This is a genomic window from Mycobacterium sp. 236(2023) (assembly GCF_029623955.1).
Classification (GTDB): Bacteria; Actinomycetota; Actinomycetes; order Mycobacteriales; family Mycobacteriaceae; genus Mycobacterium.
This window is the reverse complement of the sequence record NZ_JARSBP010000005.1, coordinates 1-23352: the sequence shown is the minus strand read 5'-3', so window position 1 is coordinate 23352 and position 23352 is coordinate 1. Positions and strand designations below refer to the sequence as shown.

26 protein-coding genes are annotated in these 23352 nt (G+C 67.0%); 10 read left to right on the top strand and 16 right to left on the bottom strand.

Features of this window, described 5'->3' with window-relative positions; genetic code table 11:
* Positions 1–101 precede the first annotated feature (101 nt).
* The 3 genes from P9A17_RS20835 to P9A17_RS20825 all read left to right on the top strand — a co-directional run bounded on the left by P9A17_RS20835 (position 102) and on the right by P9A17_RS20825 (position 2390).
* Positions 102–1097, top strand: coding sequence for a ferritin-like domain-containing protein (locus P9A17_RS20835; RefSeq protein WP_278040634.1), 996 nt, complete (start codon positions 102–104; stop codon positions 1095–1097).
* A gap of 79 nt (positions 1098–1176) precedes the next feature.
* Positions 1177–1893 carry a CoA pyrophosphatase gene (locus tag P9A17_RS20830; RefSeq protein WP_278040633.1) on the top strand — a complete coding sequence of 239 codons (717 nt, stop codon included), beginning with the start codon at positions 1177–1179 and terminating at the stop codon, positions 1891–1893.
* Positions 1894–1949: 56 nt separating this feature from the next.
* On the top strand, positions 1950–2390 hold the full coding sequence (locus tag P9A17_RS20825) for a hypothetical protein (RefSeq protein WP_278040632.1): 441 nt from the start codon (positions 1950–1952) through the stop codon (positions 2388–2390).
* Between the two features lie 4 nt (positions 2391–2394).
* Here the strand turns inward: P9A17_RS20825 and P9A17_RS20820 are convergent, their stop codons facing one another.
* The 10 genes from P9A17_RS20820 to P9A17_RS20775 all read right to left on the bottom strand — a co-directional run bounded on the left by P9A17_RS20820 (position 2395) and on the right by P9A17_RS20775 (position 12425).
* On the bottom strand, positions 2395–3315 hold the full coding sequence (locus tag P9A17_RS20820) for a phosphotransferase (protein ID WP_278040631.1): 921 nt from the start codon (positions 3313–3315) through the stop codon (positions 2395–2397).
* Positions 3316–3324: 9 nt separating this feature from the next.
* Entirely contained in the window at positions 3325–4242 is a 918-nt protein-coding gene (locus tag P9A17_RS20815) for a TauD/TfdA family dioxygenase (protein ID WP_278040630.1), read from the bottom strand.
* Between the two features lie 18 nt (positions 4243–4260).
* A complete protein-coding gene (locus tag P9A17_RS20810) occupies positions 4261–5316 on the bottom strand; it encodes a PhnD/SsuA/transferrin family substrate-binding protein (RefSeq protein WP_278040629.1) in 1056 nt (351 codons plus the stop codon).
* Positions 5313–6044: an ABC transporter ATP-binding protein gene (locus tag P9A17_RS20805; RefSeq protein WP_278040628.1), complete on the bottom strand. Its 732-nt coding sequence runs from the start codon at positions 6042–6044 to the stop codon at positions 5313–5315. The genes P9A17_RS20810 and P9A17_RS20805 overlap by 4 nt, the downstream gene beginning before the upstream one ends.
* The gene (locus tag P9A17_RS20800) at positions 6031–6846 is read right to left on the bottom strand and encodes an ABC transporter permease (RefSeq protein WP_278040627.1); all 816 of its coding nucleotides are present in this window, start codon (positions 6844–6846) and stop codon (positions 6031–6033) included. The genes P9A17_RS20805 and P9A17_RS20800 overlap by 14 nt, the downstream gene beginning before the upstream one ends.
* Positions 6847–6893: 47 nt before the next feature.
* Positions 6894–7832: a TauD/TfdA family dioxygenase gene (locus tag P9A17_RS20795; protein WP_278040626.1), complete on the bottom strand. Its 939-nt coding sequence runs from the start codon at positions 7830–7832 to the stop codon at positions 6894–6896.
* 64 nt (positions 7833–7896) lie between these two features.
* Positions 7897–9201: an NtaA/DmoA family FMN-dependent monooxygenase gene (locus tag P9A17_RS20790; protein WP_278040625.1), complete on the bottom strand. Its 1305-nt coding sequence runs from the start codon at positions 9199–9201 to the stop codon at positions 7897–7899.
* Positions 9202–9210: 9 nt separating this feature from the next.
* A complete protein-coding gene (locus P9A17_RS20785) occupies positions 9211–10287 on the bottom strand; it encodes an LLM class flavin-dependent oxidoreductase (protein WP_278040624.1) in 1077 nt (358 codons plus the stop codon).
* Positions 10288–10393: 106 nt separating this feature from the next.
* Positions 10394–11623, bottom strand: coding sequence for a mechanosensitive ion channel domain-containing protein (locus P9A17_RS20780; protein WP_278040623.1), 1230 nt, complete (start codon positions 11621–11623; stop codon positions 10394–10396).
* 151 nt (positions 11624–11774) lie between these two features.
* Positions 11775–12425, bottom strand: a complete 651-nt coding sequence (locus P9A17_RS20775; protein WP_278040622.1) for an MOSC domain-containing protein — start codon at positions 12423–12425, stop codon at positions 11775–11777.
* Positions 12426–12465: 40 nt separating this feature from the next.
* Here P9A17_RS20775 and oxc point away from each other — a divergent pair, with 40 nt between their 5' ends.
* Both oxc and P9A17_RS20765 read left to right on the top strand, forming a co-directional pair.
* Positions 12466–14196 (top strand): oxalyl-CoA decarboxylase, encoded by a 1731-nt coding sequence (gene oxc / locus P9A17_RS20770; protein WP_278040621.1) that lies wholly within the window; start codon positions 12466–12468, stop codon positions 14194–14196.
* Position 14197: 1 nt separating this feature from the next.
* Positions 14198–15604, top strand: coding sequence for an AMP-binding protein (locus P9A17_RS20765; protein ID WP_278040620.1), 1407 nt, complete (start codon positions 14198–14200; stop codon positions 15602–15604).
* A gap of 153 nt (positions 15605–15757) precedes the next feature.
* Here the strand turns inward: P9A17_RS20765 and P9A17_RS20760 are convergent, their stop codons facing one another.
* Positions 15758–16144 (bottom strand): DUF2237 domain-containing protein, encoded by a 387-nt coding sequence (locus P9A17_RS20760; RefSeq protein WP_278040619.1) that lies wholly within the window; start codon positions 16142–16144, stop codon positions 15758–15760.
* A gap of 29 nt (positions 16145–16173) precedes the next feature.
* On the opposite strand from P9A17_RS20760, the gene P9A17_RS20755 reads away from it, so the two are divergent.
* The gene (locus tag P9A17_RS20755; RefSeq protein WP_278040618.1) at positions 16174–16728 is read left to right on the top strand and encodes a DUF1697 domain-containing protein; all 555 of its coding nucleotides are present in this window, start codon (positions 16174–16176) and stop codon (positions 16726–16728) included.
* Position 16729: 1 nt separating this feature from the next.
* Here P9A17_RS20755 and P9A17_RS20750 read toward each other — a convergent pair whose 3' ends face one another.
* Positions 16730–17755, bottom strand: a complete 1026-nt coding sequence (locus tag P9A17_RS20750) for a CobW family GTP-binding protein (RefSeq protein ID WP_278040617.1) — start codon at positions 17753–17755, stop codon at positions 16730–16732.
* Between the two features lie 89 nt (positions 17756–17844).
* On the opposite strand from P9A17_RS20750, the gene P9A17_RS20745 reads away from it, so the two are divergent.
* Entirely contained in the window at positions 17845–18768 is a 924-nt protein-coding gene (locus tag P9A17_RS20745; protein WP_278040616.1) for a diguanylate cyclase, read from the top strand.
* Here P9A17_RS20745 and P9A17_RS20740 read toward each other — a convergent pair.
* A complete protein-coding gene (locus P9A17_RS20740; protein ID WP_278040615.1) occupies positions 18765–18968 on the bottom strand; it encodes a hypothetical protein in 204 nt (67 codons plus the stop codon). The two genes, P9A17_RS20745 and P9A17_RS20740, sit on opposite strands and share 4 nt — an antisense overlap.
* Between P9A17_RS20740 and P9A17_RS20735 the strand changes: the two genes are divergently transcribed.
* Positions 18955–19473: a hypothetical protein gene (locus P9A17_RS20735; protein WP_278040614.1), complete on the top strand. Its 519-nt coding sequence runs from the start codon at positions 18955–18957 to the stop codon at positions 19471–19473. The two genes, P9A17_RS20740 and P9A17_RS20735, sit on opposite strands and share 14 nt — an antisense overlap.
* Here the strand turns inward: P9A17_RS20735 and P9A17_RS20730 are convergent.
* Both P9A17_RS20730 and P9A17_RS20725 read right to left on the bottom strand, forming a co-directional pair.
* A complete protein-coding gene (locus P9A17_RS20730; protein WP_278040613.1) occupies positions 19439–20218 on the bottom strand; it encodes an SDR family NAD(P)-dependent oxidoreductase in 780 nt (259 codons plus the stop codon). The two genes, P9A17_RS20735 and P9A17_RS20730, sit on opposite strands and share 35 nt — an antisense overlap.
* Before the next feature lie 74 nt (positions 20219–20292).
* The gene (locus tag P9A17_RS20725) at positions 20293–20724 is read right to left on the bottom strand and encodes a hypothetical protein (protein WP_278040612.1); all 432 of its coding nucleotides are present in this window, start codon (positions 20722–20724) and stop codon (positions 20293–20295) included.
* An 85-nt stretch (positions 20725–20809) separates the two neighbouring features.
* On the opposite strand from P9A17_RS20725, the gene P9A17_RS20720 reads away from it, so the two are divergent.
* Positions 20810–21421 (top strand): hypothetical protein, encoded by a 612-nt coding sequence (locus tag P9A17_RS20720; RefSeq protein ID WP_278040611.1) that lies wholly within the window; start codon positions 20810–20812, stop codon positions 21419–21421.
* Here the strand turns inward: P9A17_RS20720 and P9A17_RS20715 are convergent.
* Positions 21418–22812, bottom strand: coding sequence for an aspartate aminotransferase family protein (locus P9A17_RS20715; RefSeq protein ID WP_278040610.1), 1395 nt, complete (start codon positions 22810–22812; stop codon positions 21418–21420). The two genes, P9A17_RS20720 and P9A17_RS20715, sit on opposite strands and share 4 nt — an antisense overlap.
* Before the next feature lie 83 nt (positions 22813–22895).
* Here P9A17_RS20715 and P9A17_RS20710 point away from each other — a divergent pair, with 83 nt between their 5' ends.
* Entirely contained in the window at positions 22896–23276 is a 381-nt protein-coding gene (locus tag P9A17_RS20710) for a DUF222 domain-containing protein (RefSeq protein WP_278040609.1), read from the top strand.
* The last annotated feature ends 76 nt before the right edge of the window (positions 23277–23352 follow it).

Here is a 23352-nt window from a genome sequence, read left to right as displayed (position 1 = left end):
GAGCGCGATCGACCGGCGCATCGCCGGGTAGACGAACCGTGAGCGCAGAAATGCGCTGACCGAAGAACGCCAAGTCTCCAACAAGGGGTGAAACGAGAACCATGGCTTCAACCAAGACAGTCGAGACCGCCGAGGTTACCGCCACGAAGGCGACCCTCATCGCTCAGCTACGCACCGTGCTTGACCTGACCCACACCGAGATCCAGGTCGCCGAGACGCGCGTCGCGCAGGCCCGCACCGATGCGGTGCAGCGTGAGCTCACGCAGAACGCGGAGAACGCCAAGATCCGTGCCGAAGCGATCGAGAAGGCAATCCGCGACCTAGGGGGCTTCCCCGACATCCTCGGACCCTTCCTCGGCCGGGCAGCGGCGGCGGTCAAGGCGCTGACCGAGCAGGCAGAGCCGTTCGACGAGGCGCTTCTCGGCGACCTCGCACTCGAAGGCCAGCTGCTCGACCGTTCGCGCTACGTCAAGGCACTTGCGGTGTCGGCCAAGGAGTCCGACGTCGAGGAACTCGCGACCCGGCTCATCACCGCACACACCGCGACGGTGGAGTGGCTGACGACGGTGTTGGCCGAGGATGCCCTCGGGGGCCCGGCCGCGCTGAGGCGCACACCGCTGCAGGCCGCCGCCGGCCTTGCCGTGAAGCTGGCGAACCTGCCGTTCACGTGGTCGACCCGTGGTGCGGAGCGCATCGCCGAGGCGCTGCGCTCGGTTCGCCCGAACGTCGACGAGTTGATCGAGCGTGGCTCGCGGACCGGCGAGGTCGCAACGAAGGTGCTGACGGGTGCGCGTGATTCGGCCCTGCAGACCGCCGAGCGCATCTCGCGTGACCAGGGTGCAGAGAACGCTGCCGAGGTCATCCATGCGGCGCGTGGCGCGACGGGCATCCTGACCGCCGAAGAGCTTCCGATCGCCGACTATGACGATTTGAACGTCAACGACGCTGCGAGCGCGGTGAAGGAGCTGGAGGAGCCCTCCGACATCCGGGCGATCATCGCGTATGAAGAGGCGCACAAGGACCGCCAGCGCGTGGTCTCGGCGGCGCAGACGCGGATCGCCGCAATTGCTCAGGAAGTGGTCGGTATCAACAACTGACCCGCACGTTCTGAGGCCGGCACGGGACACCGTGCCGGCCTCGGCGCGTTGGCGCAGATGCTCTCGTTAGCCTCGAACGGTGACGATCAGCTACGACGACGCCCTCCGTGACCAGATCCGCGAACGGTTGGCCGGTCATCGACGCCGCACCGTGGACGATCCGTCCAAGCGGCGCGCCGCCGTGGCCGTGGTGCTCGTCGACTCTCTCGTCGGAGAGGATCGGGTGGATCCGGCTCCGGTGGACGACTGGATCGCCGGACGACCGATGCCGGAGGATCTGGACGGCCGGATGGTCAACGTTTCAGGCGGAGCCGCGTTCTTCCTGTGTCGCAGGGCTTCTCGGCTTTCGTCTCACTCGGCCCAGTGGGCACTGCCGGGCGGGCGGCTCGATCCTGGGGAGAACGCGGTCGATGCCGCGCTGCGCGAGCTCGACGAAGAAGTCGGCGTCCGACTTCCCGAAACGTCCGTGCTCGGGCTGCTCGACGACTACCCGACGCGTTCGGGGTACGTCATCACACCGGTGGTGATCTGGGGTGCCGGACGTCTCAACCCCCGGCCCTCGCCTGACGAGGTGGTCGCCGTGTACCGCGTCGGGTTGCATCAGTTGCTGCGCGAAGATTCACCCCGGTTCATCGACATCCCCGAGAGTTCGCGCCCCGTCGTGCAGATTCCGCTCGGCAACGACCTGATCCACGCGCCGACCGGCGCGGTGCTGTTGCAACTGAGGTGGTTGGGCCTGGAGGGTCGCGGCGACCCGGTCGACGGGCTGGAACAGCCGGTATTCGCGTGGAAATGAGTTAGCTACTCGCATCATTCCGTTTTCGCCGGGAGCTGTTGGGGTAGACGGCAGTCGTGACTGCGATCCATCACAGCGGAAAGCACCGGCGCTCCAGCCGGCGCGGCCATCTCGGGTGTCGTCTCGCCACTGCGTCGATGTTCGGTGCGGCGGCCGCTGCGGGATGGTTGCTGACAGCCCAGATCGCCGAGCCTCAACCGGCACTCCAGCCGACACCGCCGCAGAGCGCCGCAGGTCCAGCGGTCCCCGAACACATCCAGCGTGCCGGGCAAGTGATCGCCAGCTCGTCGAACTCGTTCACGACCAGCACCCCCGACGGCCAGACCACCACGTTCCGCATCACCCCCGACACGGCGCAGATCGCGTTGCCCGCGGTGCAGAAGCATGTCGTCGTTGTGGGCATCGTTCATGAAGGCATCCCGGTGGCCACAGCGATCGCCGATCAGGGCGCCGTCGGCCCGAACGGCCCGCCGATGGATTACGAGTTGCCCACCTAAGATCTCAACCGAACGCGGGCGATGCGCGCCAGTCGTCCAACGCTGACGCCAACCCGTCCGCGAGCAGCGGTAGCTGAGGTACCAACGTGAGGCACCCGACGAACTGAAGCCGCCGTGCGCAATCCATGACCCGTAGGACCTCCGGATCCGTGGCGCGCAGCCCCAGATTATTCGCGGCCCGCTCATACTCCCGGACAGCGTCGGGTCCCAGCATCGCGACGTCCCATTCGACGGGTCCCACACAGATGTCCTCGAAATCGGAGAACCGGATTCCCGATCTGGTGCGGATCACGTTGTGCGACGGCCCATCTCCTTGAACCGGCTGCACCGATGCGGCCGGAAAGGCCACCGCGAACACCTCGGGACCCGACAACACCGACTGCAGACGCTCGAATTCCCGACGCGCGCGGTCTATTTCGTCAGACGACAGCACGTCCACGCTGCCGAGCTCGGCCATCATGTCGGGCAGACCATCGTTGAACGGCGCGAGGAACGGAAGCTCGCCGGGATATTCGGTGAGCGCGGCGTGCAATTGTGCGCTGTAGGACATGTCGACGCCCCGATACGGCTGGTGGTCCTCGGCGACATCGGCCAACTCCCAGAACGTCATCGGGAAGTCGTCCCTGCGAACGGGAGACCGGGGCACCAGCGGTGACGGCGGAACCACCGGCACACCCTGCTCGTCGAGCCAGGCGACGACGTCGAGTTCGCGTTGCTGCCGCGCCGCTTGCCGCTCCGGCGCCACGCTGGCGGTCAGCACCACCGGGATCCGCGCTACCACCGGCGCGGGCTCGAGGTGGACGACGACGGAGAAGACGTCGTGCAGCACAGTGCCGCGGTCGACGTGGAGGCCGAGTTCGCGGGCCGCGTCGACAGCGGCTCGAACCGCCCCGCGCGTCCGGTCTTCCAACTCGTCGGGAGTCACACGGCCATGTTAGATGGCTTCGAACGGCTCGCCCTCCAGCGCGATCGAAGGACGTCCGTCCGGTCCGGCCGGGATGTCGCCGACCAAGGTGACGCGGTAGAGCCTGCGGTCGTCATCCGTCGTCAGATCGGAGGGGGCCAGGTGCACAGTGGAACGGTTGTCCCAGAACGCGATGCTGCCGGGCTCCCATTTGAAGCGCACCGTGTGTTCGGGCCGGGCCAGTTCGTCGTAGAAGAGGCCGAGCAGGCGCCTGCTCTCGTGTGGCGACACCCCGACGATGTGCGTCGTGAAGCCCGGGTTCACATACAGCGCTTTCTCACCCGTCTCGGGGTGTACCCGAACCACCGGGTGCTCGGTTACCAGCGGCCTGCCCTTGACGCGGCGCTGGTAATCCGATGTCGCACTGGTACCTTCCGGCGGCGAGAAGCGGTGCACCGCACGGAGTTTGTCCGCCAGCCGCTGCAGCGGAGCCGACAATCCCTGATATGCCGCCACGGTGTTCGACCACTGGGTGTCACCGCCGAAGGCCGGGATCACCTCGGCGCGAAGAATCGATGCGAACGGCGGGTTGACGGCGGCGGTGACGTCGGCATGCCAGTTCACCTTGTCGAAGCCGCGGCTGCTGCCGTACCTGGACTTGAATCGGTCACGGAAGATCGGGTAGATCGTCGGATAGTTCGGGTCGGCGATTGCGTCGAACAGCGGGTGGGCCGGCGTGGGCGCGCCGAAGGCCGATGCGAAACGCAGGTGGTCGTCGTGACCGATGAACTGGCCGCGGAAGAACACCACCTTCCATGTGAGCAACGCCGCGCGGATCTCCGCGATCTGCTCATCGGACAGCGGGGCCGTGAGATCCACGCCGCGGATCTCGGCGCCCGTCCACCCCGACTGCGGGTGAACCGTAATGGCTTGTGCTACCTGGGTCATTGGGTCGTCCTCTCCGGGCTATGCATCGATGGGTTTGGGTGTCACACCGTCGAGTTCGTTCTGTGCGACGACGATGGCGTTGTAGCGCCCTTCGACATACGGCGCGATGTCGACATGGGTCTTGGTGGTGCCGGTGTCGTACAGACCATCGGCGACGGTCTGGAACAGTTCGGTGGATTCGGCATCGATCGGGTAGTAGGACGCGATGCCGTCCTCCTCGTAGAGCTTGCGGCCCTGCTCCGCGGTGATGCCCTGCTGTTTGACGTAGTACTCCTGGATCCACTCGTCGGCATGGGTGTCTTTCCAGTTGTTCGCCGCGGTAGCCCGGCCGACGTAGTCGCCGATCGCTGCGTTCTTGGCGGGGTCGTCGAGGATGTCTTTGCGGACGATCAGCGTCTGGATGCCGGTGTTGATACCTGTGCCGTCACCGAGGATCGGTGGCTCGCCCAGTTGGTAGTACTGGTTGCCGAGCACGATCGCGGCATCGACGGCGCCGGCGGCGAACGTCGGAACCACCTCGGCGCCTGCGAGTTCGACCGGCTGGACATCGGTCTTGAGGTCGAGGCCTTGTTGTTTGAGGAGCGCGGCCGTGACCATGTGCCGTCCCGATCCCGGCGGATAGGCGACGCGCCGGCCCCGGAGGTCCTCGATGCGTTCGACACCGCTGCCCGGACGCGCCACCAGGTAGTAGCCGCCGCTGGTCCCCGGATTGGCTTGCAGACCGATCGTCACCAGGTCGGTGACCCCGCTGTCGACCGCGATCGGGACCGGCGCCTCGCCGATGGAACCGACGTCGGCGGCACCGGAGCGCAGCGCCTCGATGACCGCCGCACCGCCGCTGAAGTCCGCGAACTCGACGGCGTACGGTGCATCCTTGCCTGCGTCGGCCAGACCCCAGGGCAGCGACTGCGTGGCGTTCTGCTCGGCGATGACAAGTTTTGTGCCCGCGGGCACCTCGACGGTGCCGGCGACCTCCACCGAGTCGATGGCGGTGTCGGTACTGTCCTCGGAGAGCCCACAGCCGGCCGCCAGCAGGGGGATGAGCAGCAGTGCGGCGATTCTCGGGTGTCTCATGGGTCCACTCCCAGTTCGGTCAACAGTCGTCTACGCAAGGCGGTGAATTCGGGGGAGTCGCGGGCTCGTGGTTTGGGCACGCTGACCTCGGCATCCAGCGAGATCGCGCCGTCGGTGAGCACGATCACCCTGTCTGCCAACAGAATTGCCTCGTCCACGTCGTGGGTCACGAGCAGCACCGCCGGGGTGTGTTTGCGGCACAGATCGAGGAGCAGGCCGTGCATCTTGATCCGGGTGAGCGCGTCGAGAGCGCCGAACGGCTCGTCCAGAAGCAGTAATTGGGGCTCGCGAACCAGGGCCCGTGCCAGCGCAACCCGCTGCGCCTCACCGCCGGACAGCGTGCGCGGCCACGCCTCCTCCTTGCCGGACAAGCGCACCTCGGCGAGCGCTGCCCGCGCCAGGTCTCTGACCACGCGTGTCCGGGGCAGGCCGACGGTCACGTTGGTCAGGACGCGCTGCCACGGCAGCAGGCGGGGATCCTGGAACACGATCGACCGACGTTGCGGTACCCGGACGTCGCCGTCGAAGTCCGCGTCCAGCGCGCCGAGTGCGCGCAGAAAGGTGCTCTTGCCGGACCCGCTTCGCCCGAGCATCGCGACGAACTCGCCCGCTCGGATCTCGAGGTCCAGGCTTTCGAGAACCACGTTGGCTCCGAACGCTTTACGGACGTCGCGCGCGTGGACGACAGGGCTGTCGAAGGTCACAGAGGGCACATCAGTCGCCGTCATAGGCTCGTCTCCAGGTCAGCAGGCGGGCCTCGAGGAAGCGGACGATGAGCACGGACAGCAGCCCGAGGATCGCGTAGATCGCGATGAGCACGAACACGACGTCGATCTGGAAGTACTCGCGGGCGTCGGTCATCATCCGCCCCAGACCGCGTTTGGCGTTGATGGTCTCGGCGAAGATCAGCGACAGCCACGACGCGGTGAGTGCGAGACGAAGTCCGACCAGGAAGCCGGGCAGCGATCCGGGCAGGATGACGCGATAGATGAGTTCGGTCCGGCCGGCCCCGAACGAACGTGCGGCCTCGACCAATCCGGCGTCCACGCTGCGGATGGCGCTGAAGGTGTTGATGTAGATCGCCACGGCCACGGCCAGCGTGATGAGGAGGATCTTGGGCACCTCGCTGATGCCGAACCAGACGATGAGCAGCGGTACCAGAGCGAAGTTCGGAACTGCGCGCAGCACTTCCATATTCGCGTCGACGAAGTTCTCACCGATCCGCGACAGCCCCGACAGCAGAGCAAGACTCAGCCCGAGCGCGATTCCGAAGACCACGCCGTAACCGACCCGAAGCAGGCTGGCCACCAGATGATCTTGCAGGACCCCGTCGGCGGCCAGTCGGATTGCAGCCTGCAGCACCGCGAGCGGCTGCGGCACCGTGCGCGCATCGAAAAACCCTGTGCTGGAGAGGAGCTGCCACAGCACCACCAACAGGACCGGGCCTGTCAGGCGTTGCAGCCAGCGGGGGATCCGGTTCTTACGTTGCCTGCGCGCGATCGCGGCGCGCGGATCGACCAGGGTAGTCACGGCCGCAGGGGGAGCCTTCGACCGGTTGAGCAGTGGGACGGTCGCCACTATGCCGCTCCGAAGAAGTCACCAGAGATCGATTCGGAGGCGCGGCCGTCGGTGCCGACCGGGATGTCGCCGACAAGCGTGATGCGGTGCAGCACGCGGTCTCCCTCGACATGCTCAAAATCCCTTGGTGCCAGATGCAATGCGGCGCGGTTGTCCCAGAAGGCGACGCTGCCGGGCTCCCAGGCGAAGCGGACGGTGTACTCGGGCCGGGCGAGCTCGGTGAACAACAGATCCAGCACGTGGCGGCTCTCGCGCGGTGAAAGGTCGACGATCTCCCGCGTGAATGACGGGTTGACGTACAGCACGCGCTCGCGCGTCTCCGGATGGACCCTGACCACCGGGTGGATGGAGGCCAGCGGGTTGGTGCGAACCAGATCGCCGATCTTCTCGGAGCTTCGCTCGGCGGAAACCGTTGTCCCGAATCGGTGTTCGGCCCGCAGCTCGTCGATGAACTCGCGCAGCAGCGGCGAGAGACCCGCATATGCGGCGGCGACATTGGTGAACTGGGTGTCACCGCCGTACGGCGGGACGCTCTCGGCGCGCAGGATCGAGTGGGAAGGCGGATTGATCAACGGCGTGACATCGGCGTGCCAGCCGGGGCCGTTCGGACTCTGCTTCTTGCGGTACCGGGTGCCGTATCGGTGGTCGTAGGCGGCCGGGGAGACGGTGTGGATCTGCGGGAATCCCGCGGGCGCGGAATCGCCCTCGTAGGGGTGTCCGGGTGTGACCTCGCCGAACTGGGCGCCGAAGGCGATCTGGCCTGCGTGGTCGAGCACCTGGTCGCGGAAGAACACGACCTTCCACTTGTGCAGTGCAGTCCGGATTGCGGCCTTGTCGCCGTCGCTGAGCGGGGCCGAGAGATCGATGCCTGTGACGAGCGCGCCCGTCCAGCCGGACAGCGGAGTCACTTCCAAAGCGGTTTCGGTTACGGCGGTCATGCTGCGACACTAACCGGGTTGCTTTGGGGTACAGCCAGTTTGAATCCGTATGAAGGGAATGCGCTCAGCGGTCGGTCGGATGGGTGAGCCCGAGATGATCACGCAGGGTGGTCCCGCTGTACTCGGTGCGGAACACACCGCGCTCCTGAAGCAGCGGCACGACCTTGTCGACGAACGGATCGAGACCGCCGGGTGTCACGTGCGGGACTAGGATGAAACCGTCACTCGCGTCGGCCTGCACCAGCTCGTTGATGGACTCGGCGACAGTGGCCGGCGAGCCGATGAAGTTCTGCCTGCCGGTCACCTCGACGATGAGCTCGCGGGAGTTCAGATTCTCCGCTGCGGCTTTCGCGCGCCACTCGTGGGCGGTCGCGACCGGATCCCGGTACATGCGCACACTGGCCCGGCCCCTGGCGATGGTGTTCTCACCGACGATCGGATCGACGGTCGGCAGCGGCCCGTCGGGATCGTGGTCCGAAAGGTCCCGATTCCACAGTTGCTCAAGGAACTTGATCGCTGTCGCCGGCGATACCTGCGCCAGACGCACCTGTTGGGCAAGCTCGGCGGCTTCGGCATCGGTGTCCCCGAGGACGAAGGTGGCGGCCGGCAGGATCAACAGGTCGTCGCGGTGCCGGCCGAACCCGGGCAGACGGCCCTTCACGTCGGCGTAGAACTCCTGGCCGGCTTCGAGTGTGCCGTGCCGGGAGAAGATCGCATCGGCGGCCGCCGCCGCGAAGTCGCGGCCGCGGTCGGAGTCGCCGGCCTGGAAGATGACGGGTCTGCCCTGCGGGCTACGGGGCACGTTGAAGCGCCCGCTGATGTCGAAATGCTGGTCTTTGTAGGCGAACTCACCGGCGTGCTCGGGCCATGAATCGAAGAGCGTGTTCGCCGCGGAGAGGAAACTCTCCGCTCGGGTGTAGCGGTCGCTTTCAAGCAGGAACCCGCCGCGGCGGAAGTTCTCCCCGGTGAACGCATCCCATGACGTCACCACGTTCCACGCGGCGCGGCCGGACGAGAGGTGATCGAGTGACGCGAATTGCCTTGCCACCTCGTAGGGTTCGTTAAATGTCGAGTTGATCGTGCCGGTCAAACCCAGGTGCTCGGTGACGGCGGCCAGCGCCGCGAGGACGGTGAAGGTGTCCGGCCGTCCGACAACGTCGAGATCGTAGATCTGTCCGTTCTGTTCCCGCAGCCGCAACCCCTCGGCGAGGAACATGAAGTCGAACTTGCCGCGCTCGGCAGTCTGGGCGAAGTGCACGAAGGATGCGAAATCGATATGACTTCCCGACTCCGGGTCGCTCCAGACCGTCGTGTTGTTGACGCCGGGGAAGTGCGCGGCGAGGTGAATCTGCTTGACGGGCTTGCTCATCGGCGATCCTCAGGCTTCAGCATAACGGTTGGCCGGACGAGCGAGACCGAGCAGCTCACGCAGCGCCGTGGCGGCGCTAGTACTCGACAGCCGGCGGCGCCGTAGTTCCGGCGTCAGGCCGGACGTGATCTGGACGAGGTCGTGCGGCAGGGTCGCGGGCAGCAGGCGGACGCCCGCGACCCCGGACTCCGACCACTCCTGCAGCAGTTCGGCCAACTGGACTGGAGTTCCGTCGAAAATCCTTGCTTCACCGGTGTACTCGGCGCCGTGGAGGTCGTCGAGCCGGCGGCGACGGGAGGCCGCATGTCCTGCAGCGTCGTCGAGGAACACGACGAGGTCGACGAACGTCGTCGCCGACCCGATCTGACCGGTGCCGTGCGTGGGCACGAACGCGATGTCGGCGCTGCCGCCGATGAACGCGCGGCTGTCCTGGCCGTCGTCGCTCGCCGCGACGAGAGGCTGGCCCTGGGGCGGTCTCGGTGTGATCGAGGGCCCCTTGACCGAGAACCACTTGCCCTCGAAATCGATGTAGTGCAACTTGTTCCGGTCGATGAACCGGCCGGTGGCGGCGTCGCGGATCTCGGCGTCGTCCTCCCAGCTGTCCCACAACCGGCGCAGCACCTCGACGTAGTCGGTGGCTTCCTCGTACAGCTCCGCCAGTGACGTCGGTGTGGCCCTCCTGCCGAAGTGGCGCGCTGCGGCCTCGTCGGCGCTCACCTGCACGTGCACCCCGGCGCGCCCGGAACTGACATAGTCGAGCGTGGCGATCGCCTTCGACAGGTGGAACGGTTCGGTGTGGGTGGCGATCACCGTGGGCAGCAGGCCGACCCGGGAGGTGTGCGGGGCGACGCGTGCGGCAGTGAGCACCGCGTCGAGCCGCCCCTGCGGCCCGTCGGGTTGCAAGGTCAGGCCGTCGTCGAAGGTCACGAGGTCCACGTGGCCGCGGTCGGCGGCGCCGACAAGGTCCACCCAGTACGACGGCGTCAGCAGATCCGCGGGCCTGGCTTCGGTGTCCCGCCAGGACGCGGGATGCCAGCCCGTCGGGTTGAGTGCGACGGCAAGATGCAGCGGCGTTCGGCCTGTCATTGCTCTCACTTCCAGCGTCAACGACGTCTTCAGCCACGAGCATTCCCCGCCGGCGATACTCGACCAAGAGTTGCGCTCAGCATCAATCGAACATGAGGTGGGCCGGTCAGCCGTCGTAGTTGACGCGCACCAGCTCGCCGTTGCGGTGATCCTCGTCGGCGCTGTCGAACGCCCTACCGCGGCGGTCGGCTTCGACACTGCCGCTGAACAGGCCGGAATCTGCCTGCGGGCGGCCGATGTGGGCGATGTCGTTTTGCGGGCTGGGGCCCGAATCGGTCTGGTGCTCGATCCGCTGGCGAGGCAGCGCACCGGGATTCTTCTGTTGCAGCCAGGCGACCATCCCCTCGCGGACATCGCAGCGCAGGTCGAACAACTGTCCGGCGTTGGAGGCACTCACCAGCATTCGCACCCGCACCCGTCCCTCGACAGCGTCGGTCACCTGCAGGACACCGACTCGCCCGTCCCACAACGGGTTTGCGTGCAACAGCCGGTCCAGCTCCGCGCGCATGCCGTCGAACGGAACGGTGAAATCGACGTCGACCTCGGCGGTGCCGAGCAGTTCGGTCGCGTTGCGGGTCCAGTTCTGGAACGGCGTGGATGTGAAGTACGTACACGGCAGTACCAGCCGGCGCTCATCCCACAAATGCACCACCACATAGGTCAGCGTGATCTCTTCGATGCGGCCCCACTCCTCTTCGAGGACGACCACGTCGCCGACGCGGATGGCGTCGGAGAAGGCGATCTGGATGCCGGCGAACACGGAGCCCAGCGACGTCTGCGCGGCCAGGCCCGCGACGACGGTCAGCACACCGGCCGACGCGAACATCGTCTTGCCGATGTCGCTGAACGACGGGAACGTCATCATCGCGGCCGCACCGCCCAGCACTACAACGATCGCGACGACGATGCGCCGCAGCGTGAGGACCTGGGTCTTGATCTTGCGGCGATGCCGGTCGGCGTCCGTGAGGCCCTCGTCGCCGCCGGCGAATTTGGAGATCACCTGTCGCTCGGCGACCCGCACGAGGCTGGCCACCATCCACGTCAGTGTGCCGATGAGCGCGATGACGAGGGCATGGTCGACCCAACTGCGCCAGCTCGCGCCGACATCGACGGTGCGGCGGACGGCAGCCGACGCGGCGATCACGACCAGAGTGGCGCGCAGCGGCCGTCGGGTCAGCTGGGCGATGTGATGCAGCAGCGTGCTGCGACGACCCAACCGTTGCAACACCCACGACACGGCCAGGCCGATGGCGTAGGCGAGGGCGATCACACCGGCGATCCATGCGGCGTCACCGGCGAAATGTGTTGCGGACTGCAGCTCGATGGTGTCTTCCATGACAGATGAAGACTCTCCTGGGAGTAGATGTCAGGGGCTTGTGCGCGACAACGCGCCGACGCGACAACTCTGTGCACGCGTGATGAAGCGTTCCCGGCCCGTCGCGGCTCCCAAACCGCCTCACGCGCCGATCCGCGAAATGGGATTCAGCTCACACGCGGCGTTTGGCCACCTGCTCTTTGATCTTCTCCGGAAGTGCGTCGGCAACCGCAAGAGCGGGCATCAGGTCCGATTCGCCCATCAGGGCCCGAAACACCGTCCCGATCGTCACATCGTGCTCGGGGCGGGCGATCACCTCGATGCTGTCGCCCGCGCGCGTCGTCCCCGGTTCGATCACGCGGAAGTAGGCGCCCGGGTCGCCTGCGGCGGTGAACGTCTTGATCCAGCCCGGAATACCGAGCCAGGACACGAACGTCTGGCACGGTGTCCGCGGGCTGGTCACCTCCAGGACGAGGCCGTCGGTGCCGACCTTCCAGCGCTCGCCGATCAGCAGACCGGTCACGTCCACGCCCGACGTCGTCAGATTCTCGCCGAACGCGCCGTTGGTCAGTTCCCGTCCCAGCTCTGCTTCCCAGCGGTCCAGGTCCTCTCGGGCATAGGCGTAGACCGCCTGGTCGTCACCGCCGTGATGCTTGCTGTCGCAGATCGCGTCGCCGACGACACCGCTGCCCAACCCGCCCTTACGCGGACCCGGCGCGCGCACCGAGAGCGGCTCGGCGCTGGGCCGTTTGTCGATACCGGACCGGCGCCGCCCCAGATCGATGGGGGCTGCCGCCATGTTCACCGTCAACACCGAAGCCATACCGAAAGCTACCTTCCCGCTAACCGGTAGTCGCGATTGGATGACAGCAATAGCGACATCACGCGACCCGAAGAGCAAAGATCACATCATGAAGACCGATGGGGCGCACCTGGTGGTCGAGGCGCTGAAACTCAACGGCGTCTCGACGATCTACGGGCTGGTCGGCATCCCGATCACCGATCTGGTGCGGTTGGTACAGGCCGAGGGCATCCGGTTCCTCGGGTTCCGGCACGAGAGTGCTGCCGGGCACGCCGCGTCGGCCGCCGGATTCCTCACCGGGAAGCCGGGGATCTGCATGACCGTGTCGGGGCCGGGCTTCCTGAACGGGTTGGTGGCGCTGGCCAACTCGACGGCCAACTGTTTCCCGATGATCCAGATCGCGGGCTCCAGCGACCGGGCCATCGTGGACCTCAGCCGCGGCGACTACGAGGAACTGGATCAGTTCGCCATCGCCAAGACGCTCGCGAAAGCGGCCTATCGCGTGGATCGCGCTGCCGACATCGGGCTTGCCGTCGCCCGCGCGATCCGCACTGCGACCTCGGGGCGGCCCGGAGGGGTCTATCTGGACATCCCCGCCGCTGTGCTCAGCGAGGTCGTCGACACCGAAACCGGTACTGCGGCGCTGCGACAGGTCATCGACCCCGCGCCGCGGCAGTATCCGTCGGACGCGGCGGTCGAACGAGCCGTCAACTTGCTCGCCGGTGCACAGCGCCCGCTGATCGTGCTCGGCAAGGGCGCCGCCTACGCCAGGGCCGACGACGAGATCCGGCGGTTCATCGAATCCACAGGGCTGCCGTTCCTGCCGATGTCGATGGCGAAAGGGCTGCTGCCGGACGACCATCCGCAGTCCGTCGCGGCAGCCCGCTCCCTGGCGATGCGGCAGGCCGACGTCGTCATGCTGGTCGGTGCCCGGCTGAACTGGCTTCTCGGCCACGGCGAGGCGCCGCAGTGGAACGCCGACGCGCGTTTCATCCAGGTGGAGATCGACCCGACGGAACTCGACAGCAACCAGACGATTGCTGCCCCACTGCTCGGCGACATCGCGTCGGTGGTGGAGGTTCTCAACCGCGCCGCGGCGCGCGTGTGCACGCCCCACCCCTGGCGCGAGGCGCTGACCACGAAAGTCGTTGAGAACAAGCAGAAGATGGCAAAGCGACTGGCGTCCGAAACCCACGCGGATACCGATCCGATGGGCTATTACCCCGCACTGCGCGCAGTCCGCGACGTGCTCGCAGAACATCCGGACGTGTACCTGGTCAACGAAGGCGCCAACACGCTCGATTACACACGCAACGTCGTGGACATGCACCGGCCGCGGCACCGCCTCGACTGCGGCACATGGGGGGTGATGGGAATCGGGCTGGGCTATGCCGTCGCGGCCGCCGTCGAGAGCGGCGCGCCGGTCGTGGCGATCGAAGGCGACAGCGCGTTCGGGTTCTCCGGCATGGAGATGGAGACCATCTGCCGGTATCAGCTGCCCGTCACGGTGGTGGTCTTCAACAACGGCGGCATCTACCGCGGCGACGACACGAACCCGGTGTCCTCCGACCCCGCTCCGACGCGGCTGCTGCACTGCACCCGGTATGACCGGCTCGCTGAATCCTTCGGGGCCACCGGTCATCTCGTCACCACACCGGCCGAGCTGGAATCGGCGCTGAGGACGGCGATCGCGTCAGGCAGGCCTGCTCTGATCGATTGTGTCATCGATCCGGCCGACGGAACCGAGAGCGGCCACCTGACCAATCTGAACCCGGCGGTGGGAAGGAACTGACATGACGAATTGGCTGTTGGGAGGCGCCCCGGATGCGGTGGCGCTGATTGCCGGTACCGATCGGCGCGCCATCACCTACTCCGAACTCGGCGAGGCGGCCGACACTGTCGCGAAATCTCTGGCGGCACAAGGACTCCGCGCGGGCGACGTCGTCGCGGTTCTCGCCGGTAACGGTGTTGATTTCGTCGTCGCCCTGCTGGGTGCGGTGGGCGCCGGCCTGACTGTGGCGCCACTGGATCCGTCGCTACCGCAGGCCGGCATCGATCAGCGGCTCGACATGCTGGGCGCCCGCCTCGTGCTGACCGGGCAGGCTGTCACGGCGACCGACCTGCGTCCGGGGCGGTCGCCCGTCGGTCTCATCGCCGACGACGTCCTGATCATGTTCACCTCGGGAACCACGGGCACCCCCAAGATGGTGCCGTGGACGCGCCAGGCGCTGCGCACATCCGTCGCGACAATCGCTCGCACGTACCAGCTTTCGTCCGCCGACGCGACGGTGGCGGTGATGCCGCTGTTCCACGGGCACGGCCTGGTCGCCACCTTGCTGACGAGCCTGGCGGTGGGTGCGACGGTGCTGCTGCCCGCCGCGGGGCGGTTCAGTGCCACGACGTTCTGGGATGACATGGCCGCAGCCGGCGCCACCTGGTACACGGCAGTGCCCACCATTCACCAGATCGTGCTCGCCAGAACAGAATCCGAGATCGTGCCCGCAGGGCTCAGGTTCGTTCGCAGCTGCAGCGCGCCGCTGTCACGCGACGTCGCCGCCAGGATGGAGGACGTGCTCGGGGTGCCGGTCCTTACCGCGTACGGCATGACGGAGGCGACCCATCACATCACCGGCTGCACACCGGCCGACGACGTGACGATCCGCCGCGGCACCGTCGGGACCCCCGTGGGGACGACCGCGAAGACCGTCGACGGGGAGGTGTGGCTCTCGGGTCCCGAGATCGCCCGGGGATACCTCGGCGATCCCGCCCTCAGCGCCGGGGCATTCACCGAAGGGTGGCTGCGCACCGGCGATCTCGGCGTCATCGACGATCAGGGAAACCTGTCGATCACCGGGCGCATCAAGAACATCATCAACCGGGGCGGCGAGAAGATCTCCCCCGAACGTGTCGAACAAGTGCTCGCCGGCTGCCCCGGCGTCGCACAGGCGGCGGTCTTTCCCGTACCCGACGACGTGTACGGGGAGACCGTCGGGGCCGCGGTCGTCGCGACGCCGGGCAGCTCGCTGACAGCAGAGCGTCTCGTCGCCGACTGCCGAGACCGGCTCGCGAAGTTCGAAGTGCCCGAACAGATCAGGATCGTCGACGAGTTGCCACTGACCGCCAAAGGCGACGTCAACCGGGCAGCGTTGATCAGTCGAGAAGCGACCAGTTGTCGTCCTGGTCACCGGGTGCGGCAGTGACCTGGACGGTGCGCTCCTCACCCTGCGGATCGGCGGCGGTGCAGTCCAGCGTCTGACCGACCTCGACGGCTTTCAAACCCTCGCCGCAGTCGACGGTGACGTCGAATCCCGCCAGGGCGGTACCGCAGGAGATCAGAGGTGGGGGGCGCGCGTCTAGAGACCTGCCGGGTCGTCCGGGACGTCGACCGCGTACTGCTTGAGCACGTCGAGCGGCACCGAGTCCAACGTTCGCTCGTGCGTGGACGCGAGCACCACCGGGCATGCCTGCCCATCCTCGTGCGCGCGCAACCAGTTCAGCGCCGTGACACACCACCGGTCGCCGGGCACCAACCCGGGAAATCGGTACGCGGGCATCGGTGTTGACAGATCGTTGCCGATCGAGCGCTGATGAGCCAGGAAGTCCATCGTCACGACGGCGCAGATGGTGTGCCTGCCCAGGTCCTCGTCACCGGTGCTGCAGCAGCCGTCGCGGTAGAAGCCGGTCAAAGGTTCGGTGCCGCAAGGGTCCAACGGCCCGCCTAGAACATTTCGATCCGCCATCGGCTCAGTATCGCGTAGCGTCGCCCGGCATGGGAGCGACGGTGCGATACGCGGCTCTGCTGCGTGGGATCAATGTCGGCGGCCGCAACAAGATCTCGATGGCCGACCTGCGGGCCGTACTCGAGGATGCCGGGTATGCGAAGGTCAGCACCTATATCCAGTCGGGCAACGTCGCGTTCGAGTTCGGCGGCGCGGCCACGACGCTGGAGACCGACATCGAGGCGCTGCTGACCCAGCATCTGCAGAGCCCCCCGGTGGTCGTCGTGCGCTCGCACCGTCAGATGCGAGCCGTCGTAGACAAGGCGCCTGCGGAGTTCGTCGCGCGCACCGAGGACCATCACCGCGACGTGGTGTTCCTGAAATCCCCCTTGACCGCGCAGAAGGCGATGGGTGTCGTGCAGATTCGCGACGGCGTCGACGACGCATGGCCCGGCCCCGGGGTCGTGTACTTCACGAGGCTCTCCGCGGAACGCACCAAGAGCAGGATGGGCCGGATCGTCGGCACGCCCGAGTACAAACTGATGACGATCCGGAACTGGGCGACGACGTCGAAGATGCTGACGATCCTCGACGAGATGCGTTGATTCAAATACTGAGCCTGCGGTAGCGCTGCAGTCGCCGGACTCCCTGCGCGGGCGCGGCTCCGGGCATCGAGGCGATGGCGGTGCGCATCCGGTCTCGGACATCGTCGGCGTCGAGATTCATCCCGATCGCGACCAGACTGTTGGCCGTCGCGTGCGGCGGGGCTACGGCGATGTGCACCGACGGACCGACGACATTGACCGTGTAGGTCCGCGTGCTCGCCCGGTAGCGCACCGCGACGGTCCCCTTCATGCGGTACACCCCGGCCGGAGGTTTCTCCAGAAGGTCGACGACCGCCGACGGATCCACGCAGCCGTCACCGAACACGGTCACCGAATCCGCGTGCGCGTGGTCGTGATCGTGGGCGTGGGCGTCCGGTGCCGGCTCGTCGACCATCAACTCCCGAAACGTCATCTGGCCGGCCTCCTCGGCGGTGGCCGCGATGTCGTAGAGCAGCGTCGGGTCGATCCGTCCCGCCGTGGCGCCCACGACGTACGCGTCGGGATTCAGGGAACGGACCCTGCTTTCGATGCGCTGCAACGCCTCGTCGCGGTCGGCGATCTGATCCATTTTGTTGACCACCACCAGCGTGGCCGCGCCGTAGCGGGCCGGCGGGGTGGCATCCCGGTCGACGGTGTCGAAATGGGTGGCGGCGTCGATGACGTCCACCACGCCGCCGGGCCGGACCCCGTCGACACCGCTGAACCGGATGATGCGCGAGACGGCGACCGGATCGGCGAGCCCGCTGGCCTCGACGATGATGGCGTCGAGCCTCAGCTTCGGGTCGGCGAGCCGGGCCAGCGCGATGTCGAGGCCGCCCTCGTCGGGCAGGCAACAAATGCATCCGCCCGCGATCGACGCCGGTTCGTCGATCTGACCCGTAACCAGTCCTGCGTCGACGTTGAGTTCGCCAAAGTCGTTGATCACGACGCCGATCCGCGCATTCGGGCTGCGCAGCACATGGTTGAGGAGTGTCGTCTTTCCCGCGCCGAGGTAGCCGGTGAGGGCGATCACGGGAATGGGCTGCACAGCAGGGCACGCTACAGGTACGCCCCGAGCGAGCGTGTGGGTAGCATGACCGTTTGCGCCGCACTCGCGGGCGCGAGGGGGATGCTTGGGTGCACGGTGGGGTTGAGCTGACAGTCGAGGCGGATCCTGAGGCTGCCGCCGAACTCCCCGTGCTCAAGGCACTGCTGCGCATCTCCGAAGCCGTCTTGAAAGCCGATTACTTCGACGAGGTGTTGGAGGTCATCGCCGAGCAGGCGCGGACGGCCCTTGGGGCGGCATCGCTGTCGATCACGCGGTGGGAGGCGGACCGCATGGCGCTCCGCACGCTGATCGTCGTCGGAGACCTGGCGCCGCACGAAGAGCGGTGGCCCGTGGACAACTACTACGACGCGGCCCCTGACTCCAACATCTATTCGCTGCTCAGCCAAGGGATCGCGTATGCGAACGCGCTCGACGATCCGGACTGCCCGCCGGAGACGGCCGAGGCGCTCAAGTACGTGGGCAAGGAATCCGAACTCGCCGTCCCGGTGATGGTCGGCGATTCGATGTGGGGCCTGATCTGGGCCACCGGATCGAACGGCCGCCGCTTCGACCACGGCGACAAACAGCTGATCCAGGCCATCGCCGCGCACGCCGCCGTGGCGATAGGCCGGTCCGAATTGTTCACGACAGTGTGGCGTTTCGCGTTCGAGGACCCGTTGACGGGTATCGCCAACCGGCGCGCCGTCGACCAGCATCTCGCCGAAATCGACTGGGAGAAAGCGTATCCGGTTGCGCTGCTGTGTGACCTCGACGGGTTCAAGAGGATCAACGACCGCGACGGGCACCCCGCGGGTGATCAGCTTCTCCGCGAGGTCGCGCGCGAACTCGCCTGTCTGGCCGACGGCATCACCGGTGCGGTCGCCGCGCGCCTCGGTGGTGACGAGTTCTGCGTGCTCTTACCGGATGCAACCCTCGCCTCGGCTCAGGTTTTCGCCATGGATGCGACCAAGGCAATCCGCGATCGCGTGACCACCGAGGTCAGCGTGTCCTAGGGCGCCGCGGCGGCTGGGCCCGAAATACGCAACGGGAGCAGGCTTCTGGCCGCCGCCGATTCGGCGCTGCTGGAGGCGAAACGACAAGGTCCTGCCCGGTACAGCACCGCGACATCGACGTCGGTGGTCGTCGGCGGGATCGGCAGTCGTGACCGCAATGCGGCCGACGCCAGGAACGCCGGACGGATGGCAGGCGTCATCGTCCGGTTGCTCGACGAGCGCAGCGACCTGCCGGTGATCGGCGCTCTGGAGATTCTCGCCCTGCAGATGCAGCAGCTGTTCGGCACCACGGCATGGTCGATATCGCAGTGCACCCAGGATCACGACGCGCTACGCAAGGTCGCAGGCGTGGACACCGTGCTCCGTAAGGGTTCGGGTCTGTCGGTCATGACCGATCTCGGGCCCGACTCCTACGATCTCGCCGACTATCCAGCCACTGCAACGGCTCTCGCGGACGGCTCATCGTTCGTCGCCGCCGTCGGGCTGGACGGATCAGATCCGGCGGAGACCGCGTTGCTGGCCAAGCTCGGATACCGGGCTGTTCTCGGCGTCGGCGTTCATGCCGGTGAAGATTGCTTCCTGATGGAGTTCTACTCCCACGACGGCTATCAGCATCTCATCGAAATAGCCTCGCTGACACGGGTTCTCGCGAACTACTGTGTCTCGCGAATCATCGGAACCCAGCCGCCCCACCGTCCAGCATGATCGTCTGGGCGGTGACGAATGCCGCCTCGTCGCTGAGCAGGAACGCCACCGCGGGGCCGATGTCCGTGGTGACGTCGCCCAACCGTCCCATCGGCACGCCACGGACGGTGCGTTCGTAGGTTTTGGGATCCCATTCACGCCAGGTCCTGATGCTCTCGGTCTCGGCGTACGGACAGACGACGTTCACCCGGATGCCGATCCGGCCCCATTCCAGCGCAGCGACTTTCGACATACCGCGGATTGCCTCCTTGGCCGCGGCGTAGGCCCCGAACTTCGGCAGGCCGACCGTCCCCGACCCCGAGCCGAGATTGACGATGCTGCCGCCGCCGTTGTCGACGAACACCGGGTAGATCGCCTGCATCAGCTCGAACGTCGCTCGTGGACCGACGTCGAAGACGAGGTCGTAATCGTCGCGGGTGATGTCCTGGAACGGTTTCGGTTCGTTTGTGGCGATCGCGTTGTTGACCAGACCGTGCACGCTGCCGTACGTGGCGATGGCCGTGTCGACGATCCTGCGCGCGCAATCGCGTTCGCGGAGATCAATCACAAGTGCGGTGACGGCGCGGCCCGATGCACGCAACGTCTCGGTGGTCTCGGTCAGAGTGGCTTCGTCGCGGTCCACCAGCAGGACCGACGCCCCGCGCTCGGTCAACGCCGAGGCGATCCCCTTGCCTACTCCGCGCGCCGCGCCCGTGACGATGACGACGCGTCCGTCCAGCAGCGTCGCCGGAACCTGTGAGCTCATGGCGATGACGGTAGCCGCAGAGCACCAAGAGGTCGGACCCGACCGGGTCCGACCTCTTCAGGCGCTTGTAGTTGTCAGCCGACAGGGATGGTGGCGCAACCGACGTTCGGGATACAGCCCGAGACGCCGTCGGGTCCGGCCGTACCGCCGACACCACCGGGGTTTGTGCTGCCGCTGGCGCCACCGGGTCCGGCCGTGCCGGCCGGGCCGCCGGGGATGGAGCCCGTAGCACCCTCGGGTCCGGCTGCGCCGGCCACACCGCCCGGGTTGGTGCTGCCGCTGGCGCCGCCGGGACCGGCCGTGCCGGCCGGGCCGCCCGGCACACCGCCGGTCGCGCCGCCGGGTCCGGCGTTGCCGATGGTGGCGCAGGGGGTGCCGTCAGCGTTGAAGCACGGAGGCGGCGCAGGCTGCGCGAGGGTCAGGGGCGCGGCTGCGATTGCAGTCGCCGCGGCGCCCGCGAAGACCATGGGTCCGAAGATTCCGAGAAGAGATGTCTTGTGTCGCATAACAGAACAGTTGCCTGCGGATGCGAAGTTAAAACCATGTGGAATATGAAGGTTTTCTAAATGTCCGGTGCGGCATGCTGATGATGTGGGACTGGTCATACGGCTCGCGGAACTGTTGCTCATCCTGGCGCCGCTCATCGGTGTGGGCTACGCGACGTTTCGGGCGATCGTCGGCGCACGCGGCAACCGGTCGGACCACGGCACACCCCATCGTGGCGTGATCGACCGTGCGGTCAAGGAGCACGACCGCACGGATACCCGGTGGCTCGAGTACGAAATCGACGTGGCCAAGATTCTCGAGTGTCCACTGATGACGGACATGCGGGAACCGCTCACCCAGCGCTTCCACGCGGCGAAGGTGCGTGCCGATCTTCTGCGGCCGACCGATGCCGTCGACCTCGTCGACGACCGCGACGCGATCAGCGGGTACCTCGATGCCGTGCAGGAGTACGTCACCACCTTCGACGTCGCCGAGGCGGAAGCGATCCGCCGCGGCCGCTCCGGATTCACCGCACGGGAGCAGGAACGACTCGGCCGGGCGCAACGGCTGCTGCGCGTGGCAGCCGACACCGCAGCGACGCAGCAGGAACGCGCCGGCGCCTACCAGCTCGCGCGGCGTGAACTCGAAGGGCTGCTGGTGCTGCCCGAACGCGCCCTCGCTGCGCTGCAGCGAGGGGTCAGTGGCGAGCTCGGCTAGCTCTGGGGCAGCGCTGCGTCGGCGACGTCGAGCGCACGGTCCAGGATCGCCAGGCCCGCGCGCGCCTGCTCCGCGGTGACAGTGCACGGCGGCACGACATGGATGCGGTTGTAGTTGGCGAAGGGCAGCAGGCCCAGCTTCTTGCATTCGCCGATGACCGAATTCATTGCCGCGCTGGAGCTTCCGTACGGAGCGAGCGGCTCGCGAGTGGCCTGGTCGGCCACGAGCTCGACTGCCCAGAAGACGCCTGCGCCACGCACCTCACCGACGCAGCGGTGCTTGCCGGCGATCTCGCGCAGCCCAGGACCGATCACGTCTTCGCCAATGCGTGCCGCGTTCTCGACGATGCCCTCGTCGCTCATCGCGTTGATCGTGGCCACTGCCGCGGCGGTCGCGAGCGGGTGGCCCGAGTACGTCAGACCGCCCGGATACGCACGGTGGGCGAAGGTTTCGGCGATCGCCGGGTTGATGGCCACTCCGCCGAGCGGGACGTAGCCGGAGTTGACGCCCTTGGCGAAGGTCAGCAGATCGGGGACGACGTCGAAGTGGTTGATGGAGAACCACTTTCCGCTACGGCCGAAGCCCGCCATCACCTCGTCGGCGATGTAGATGATGCCGTATTCGTCGCACAGGGCGCGCACGCCGGCGATGTATCCCGGCGGCGGCACCATGATGCCTGCGGTGCCGGGGATCGACTCGAGAATGATGGCCGCGATCGTGCCGGGGCCCTCCATGCGGATGATGTCGTGCAGATGCTGCAGCGCACGCTCGGACTCTTCGGCCTCGGTGGTGGCATGGAACTGCGACCGGTACAGGAACGGGCCGAAGAAGTGGACGATGCCCGAGGTGCCGAGGTCGTTGGGCCAGCGGCGCGGGTCGCCGGTGAGGTTGATCGCGGTCTCGGTCCCGCCGTGGTACGAGCGGTAGCGGGACAGCACCTTGTGGCGCCCGGTGTGCAGTCGCGCCATCCGGACCGCGTGCTCGACGGCGTCGGCGCCACCGTTGGTGAAGAAGACCTTGTTCAGTTCGCCCGGGGTGCGTTCGGCGATCAAGCGCGCCGCCTCCGAGCGGGCGTCGTTGGCGTGCTGAGGCGCGACGGTGCACAGCTTGGCGGCCTGGTCGGCAATGGCGGCAACGACTTTGGGGTGCTGATGGCCGATGTTGGTGTTGACCAACATCGACGAAAAGTCGAGCAGCTTGTTGCCGTCGCCGTCCCAGACGTAGCAGCCCTCGGAAGCGACAATCGTCATCGGGGAGATCTCGGCCTGAGCGGACCACGAATGGAAGACGTGGGCACGGTCGAGTTCGTAGGTCCTGGCAGCTTCAGCGCGCGCCGCGTCCACAGTCAGGCCGTTGGGGAGCAGCGTTTCTTCGAGCGTCTCGTTCAGCACACGTAAACGGTAGTTCCCCGACGTCAGAAGCGAAAACTGCCGGTCTCCGCCACTTGTCGGCCGCGTATGGCAGAGTCGAACACATGTTCGATGGACTGGATGATCGGTCGGTGATCGCGCTGGTGGGGGATGCCCACCGTCAGGTCGCGGTCGCGATGGCTCACTCCCTGGCCGGGATCTTCGAGCTGCTGGAGCGCCGTACCGCAGAGGAGTTGGACATCGACGCCGACGTGCGCTCGATGATCAACGGGTTCAACCGCACGGCGGTGGAGGTCGGCGCGGAGTTGAACATGACCTCGGCCAGGGCGCGGGTCTTGGTGCGTCAGGCCGACACGTTGCACACCCGTCTGCCCGCGGTGGGGGCGCTGCTGGCCGCCGGGGAGGTGGACTGGGACACCGTGGAGTTGGTGTGCACCCGCACGAGCTTGTCAAGATTTCTGTGTATGTGGCGGGTTTACAGGTAGGGGTTGATGCGGTCGGGGTAGTTGAGGGCGAGGGCTCCGAGTGCTTGTTTCCAGCCGTTGGTGCGGGCTCCTTCGA

Bases quoted from the DNA above. Each gene is read 5' to 3' on its own strand.
- P9A17_RS20810 (WP_278040629.1), bottom strand. From the start codon at position 5,316: ATGAGACACCCGAGAATCGCCGCACTGCTGCTCATCCCCCTGCTGGCG.
- P9A17_RS20755 (WP_278040618.1), top strand. From the start codon at position 16,174: ATGGGAGCGACGGTGCGATACGCGGCTCTGCTGCGTGGGATCAATGTC.
- P9A17_RS20775 (WP_278040622.1), bottom strand. From the start codon at position 12,425: ATGGCTTCGGTGTTGACGGTGAACATGGCGGCAGCCCCCATCGATCTG.
- P9A17_RS20835 (WP_278040634.1), top strand. From the start codon at position 102: ATGGCTTCAACCAAGACAGTCGAGACCGCCGAGGTTACCGCCACGAAG.
- P9A17_RS20725 (WP_278040612.1), bottom strand. From the start codon at position 20,724: ATGCGACACAAGACATCTCTTCTCGGAATCTTCGGACCCATGGTCTTC.
- P9A17_RS20740 (WP_278040615.1), bottom strand. From the start codon at position 18,968: ATGACGCCTGCCATCCGTCCGGCGTTCCTGGCGTCGGCCGCATTGCGG.
- oxc (WP_278040621.1), top strand. From the start codon at position 12,466: ATGACAGCAATAGCGACATCACGCGACCCGAAGAGCAAAGATCACATC.
- P9A17_RS20795 (WP_278040626.1), bottom strand. From the start codon at position 7,832: ATGACCGCCGTAACCGAAACCGCTTTGGAAGTGACTCCGCTGTCCGGC.
- P9A17_RS20815 (WP_278040630.1), bottom strand. From the start codon at position 4,242: ATGACCCAGGTAGCACAAGCCATTACGGTTCACCCGCAGTCGGGGTGG.
- P9A17_RS20780 (WP_278040623.1), bottom strand. From the start codon at position 11,623: ATGGAAGACACCATCGAGCTGCAGTCCGCAACACATTTCGCCGGTGAC.
- P9A17_RS20730 (WP_278040613.1), bottom strand. From the start codon at position 20,218: ATGAGCTCACAGGTTCCGGCGACGCTGCTGGACGGACGCGTCGTCATC.
- P9A17_RS20760 (WP_278040619.1), bottom strand. From the start codon at position 16,144: ATGGCGGATCGAAATGTTCTAGGCGGGCCGTTGGACCCTTGCGGCACC.
- P9A17_RS20710 (WP_278040609.1), top strand. From the start codon at position 22,896: ATGTTCGATGGACTGGATGATCGGTCGGTGATCGCGCTGGTGGGGGAT.
- P9A17_RS20735 (WP_278040614.1), top strand. From the start codon at position 18,955: ATGGCAGGCGTCATCGTCCGGTTGCTCGACGAGCGCAGCGACCTGCCG.
- P9A17_RS20785 (WP_278040624.1), bottom strand. From the start codon at position 10,287: ATGACAGGCCGAACGCCGCTGCATCTTGCCGTCGCACTCAACCCGACG.
- P9A17_RS20805 (WP_278040628.1), bottom strand. From the start codon at position 6,044: ATGACGGCGACTGATGTGCCCTCTGTGACCTTCGACAGCCCTGTCGTC.
- P9A17_RS20790 (WP_278040625.1), bottom strand. From the start codon at position 9,201: ATGAGCAAGCCCGTCAAGCAGATTCACCTCGCCGCGCACTTCCCCGGC.
- P9A17_RS20765 (WP_278040620.1), top strand. From the start codon at position 14,198: ATGACGAATTGGCTGTTGGGAGGCGCCCCGGATGCGGTGGCGCTGATT.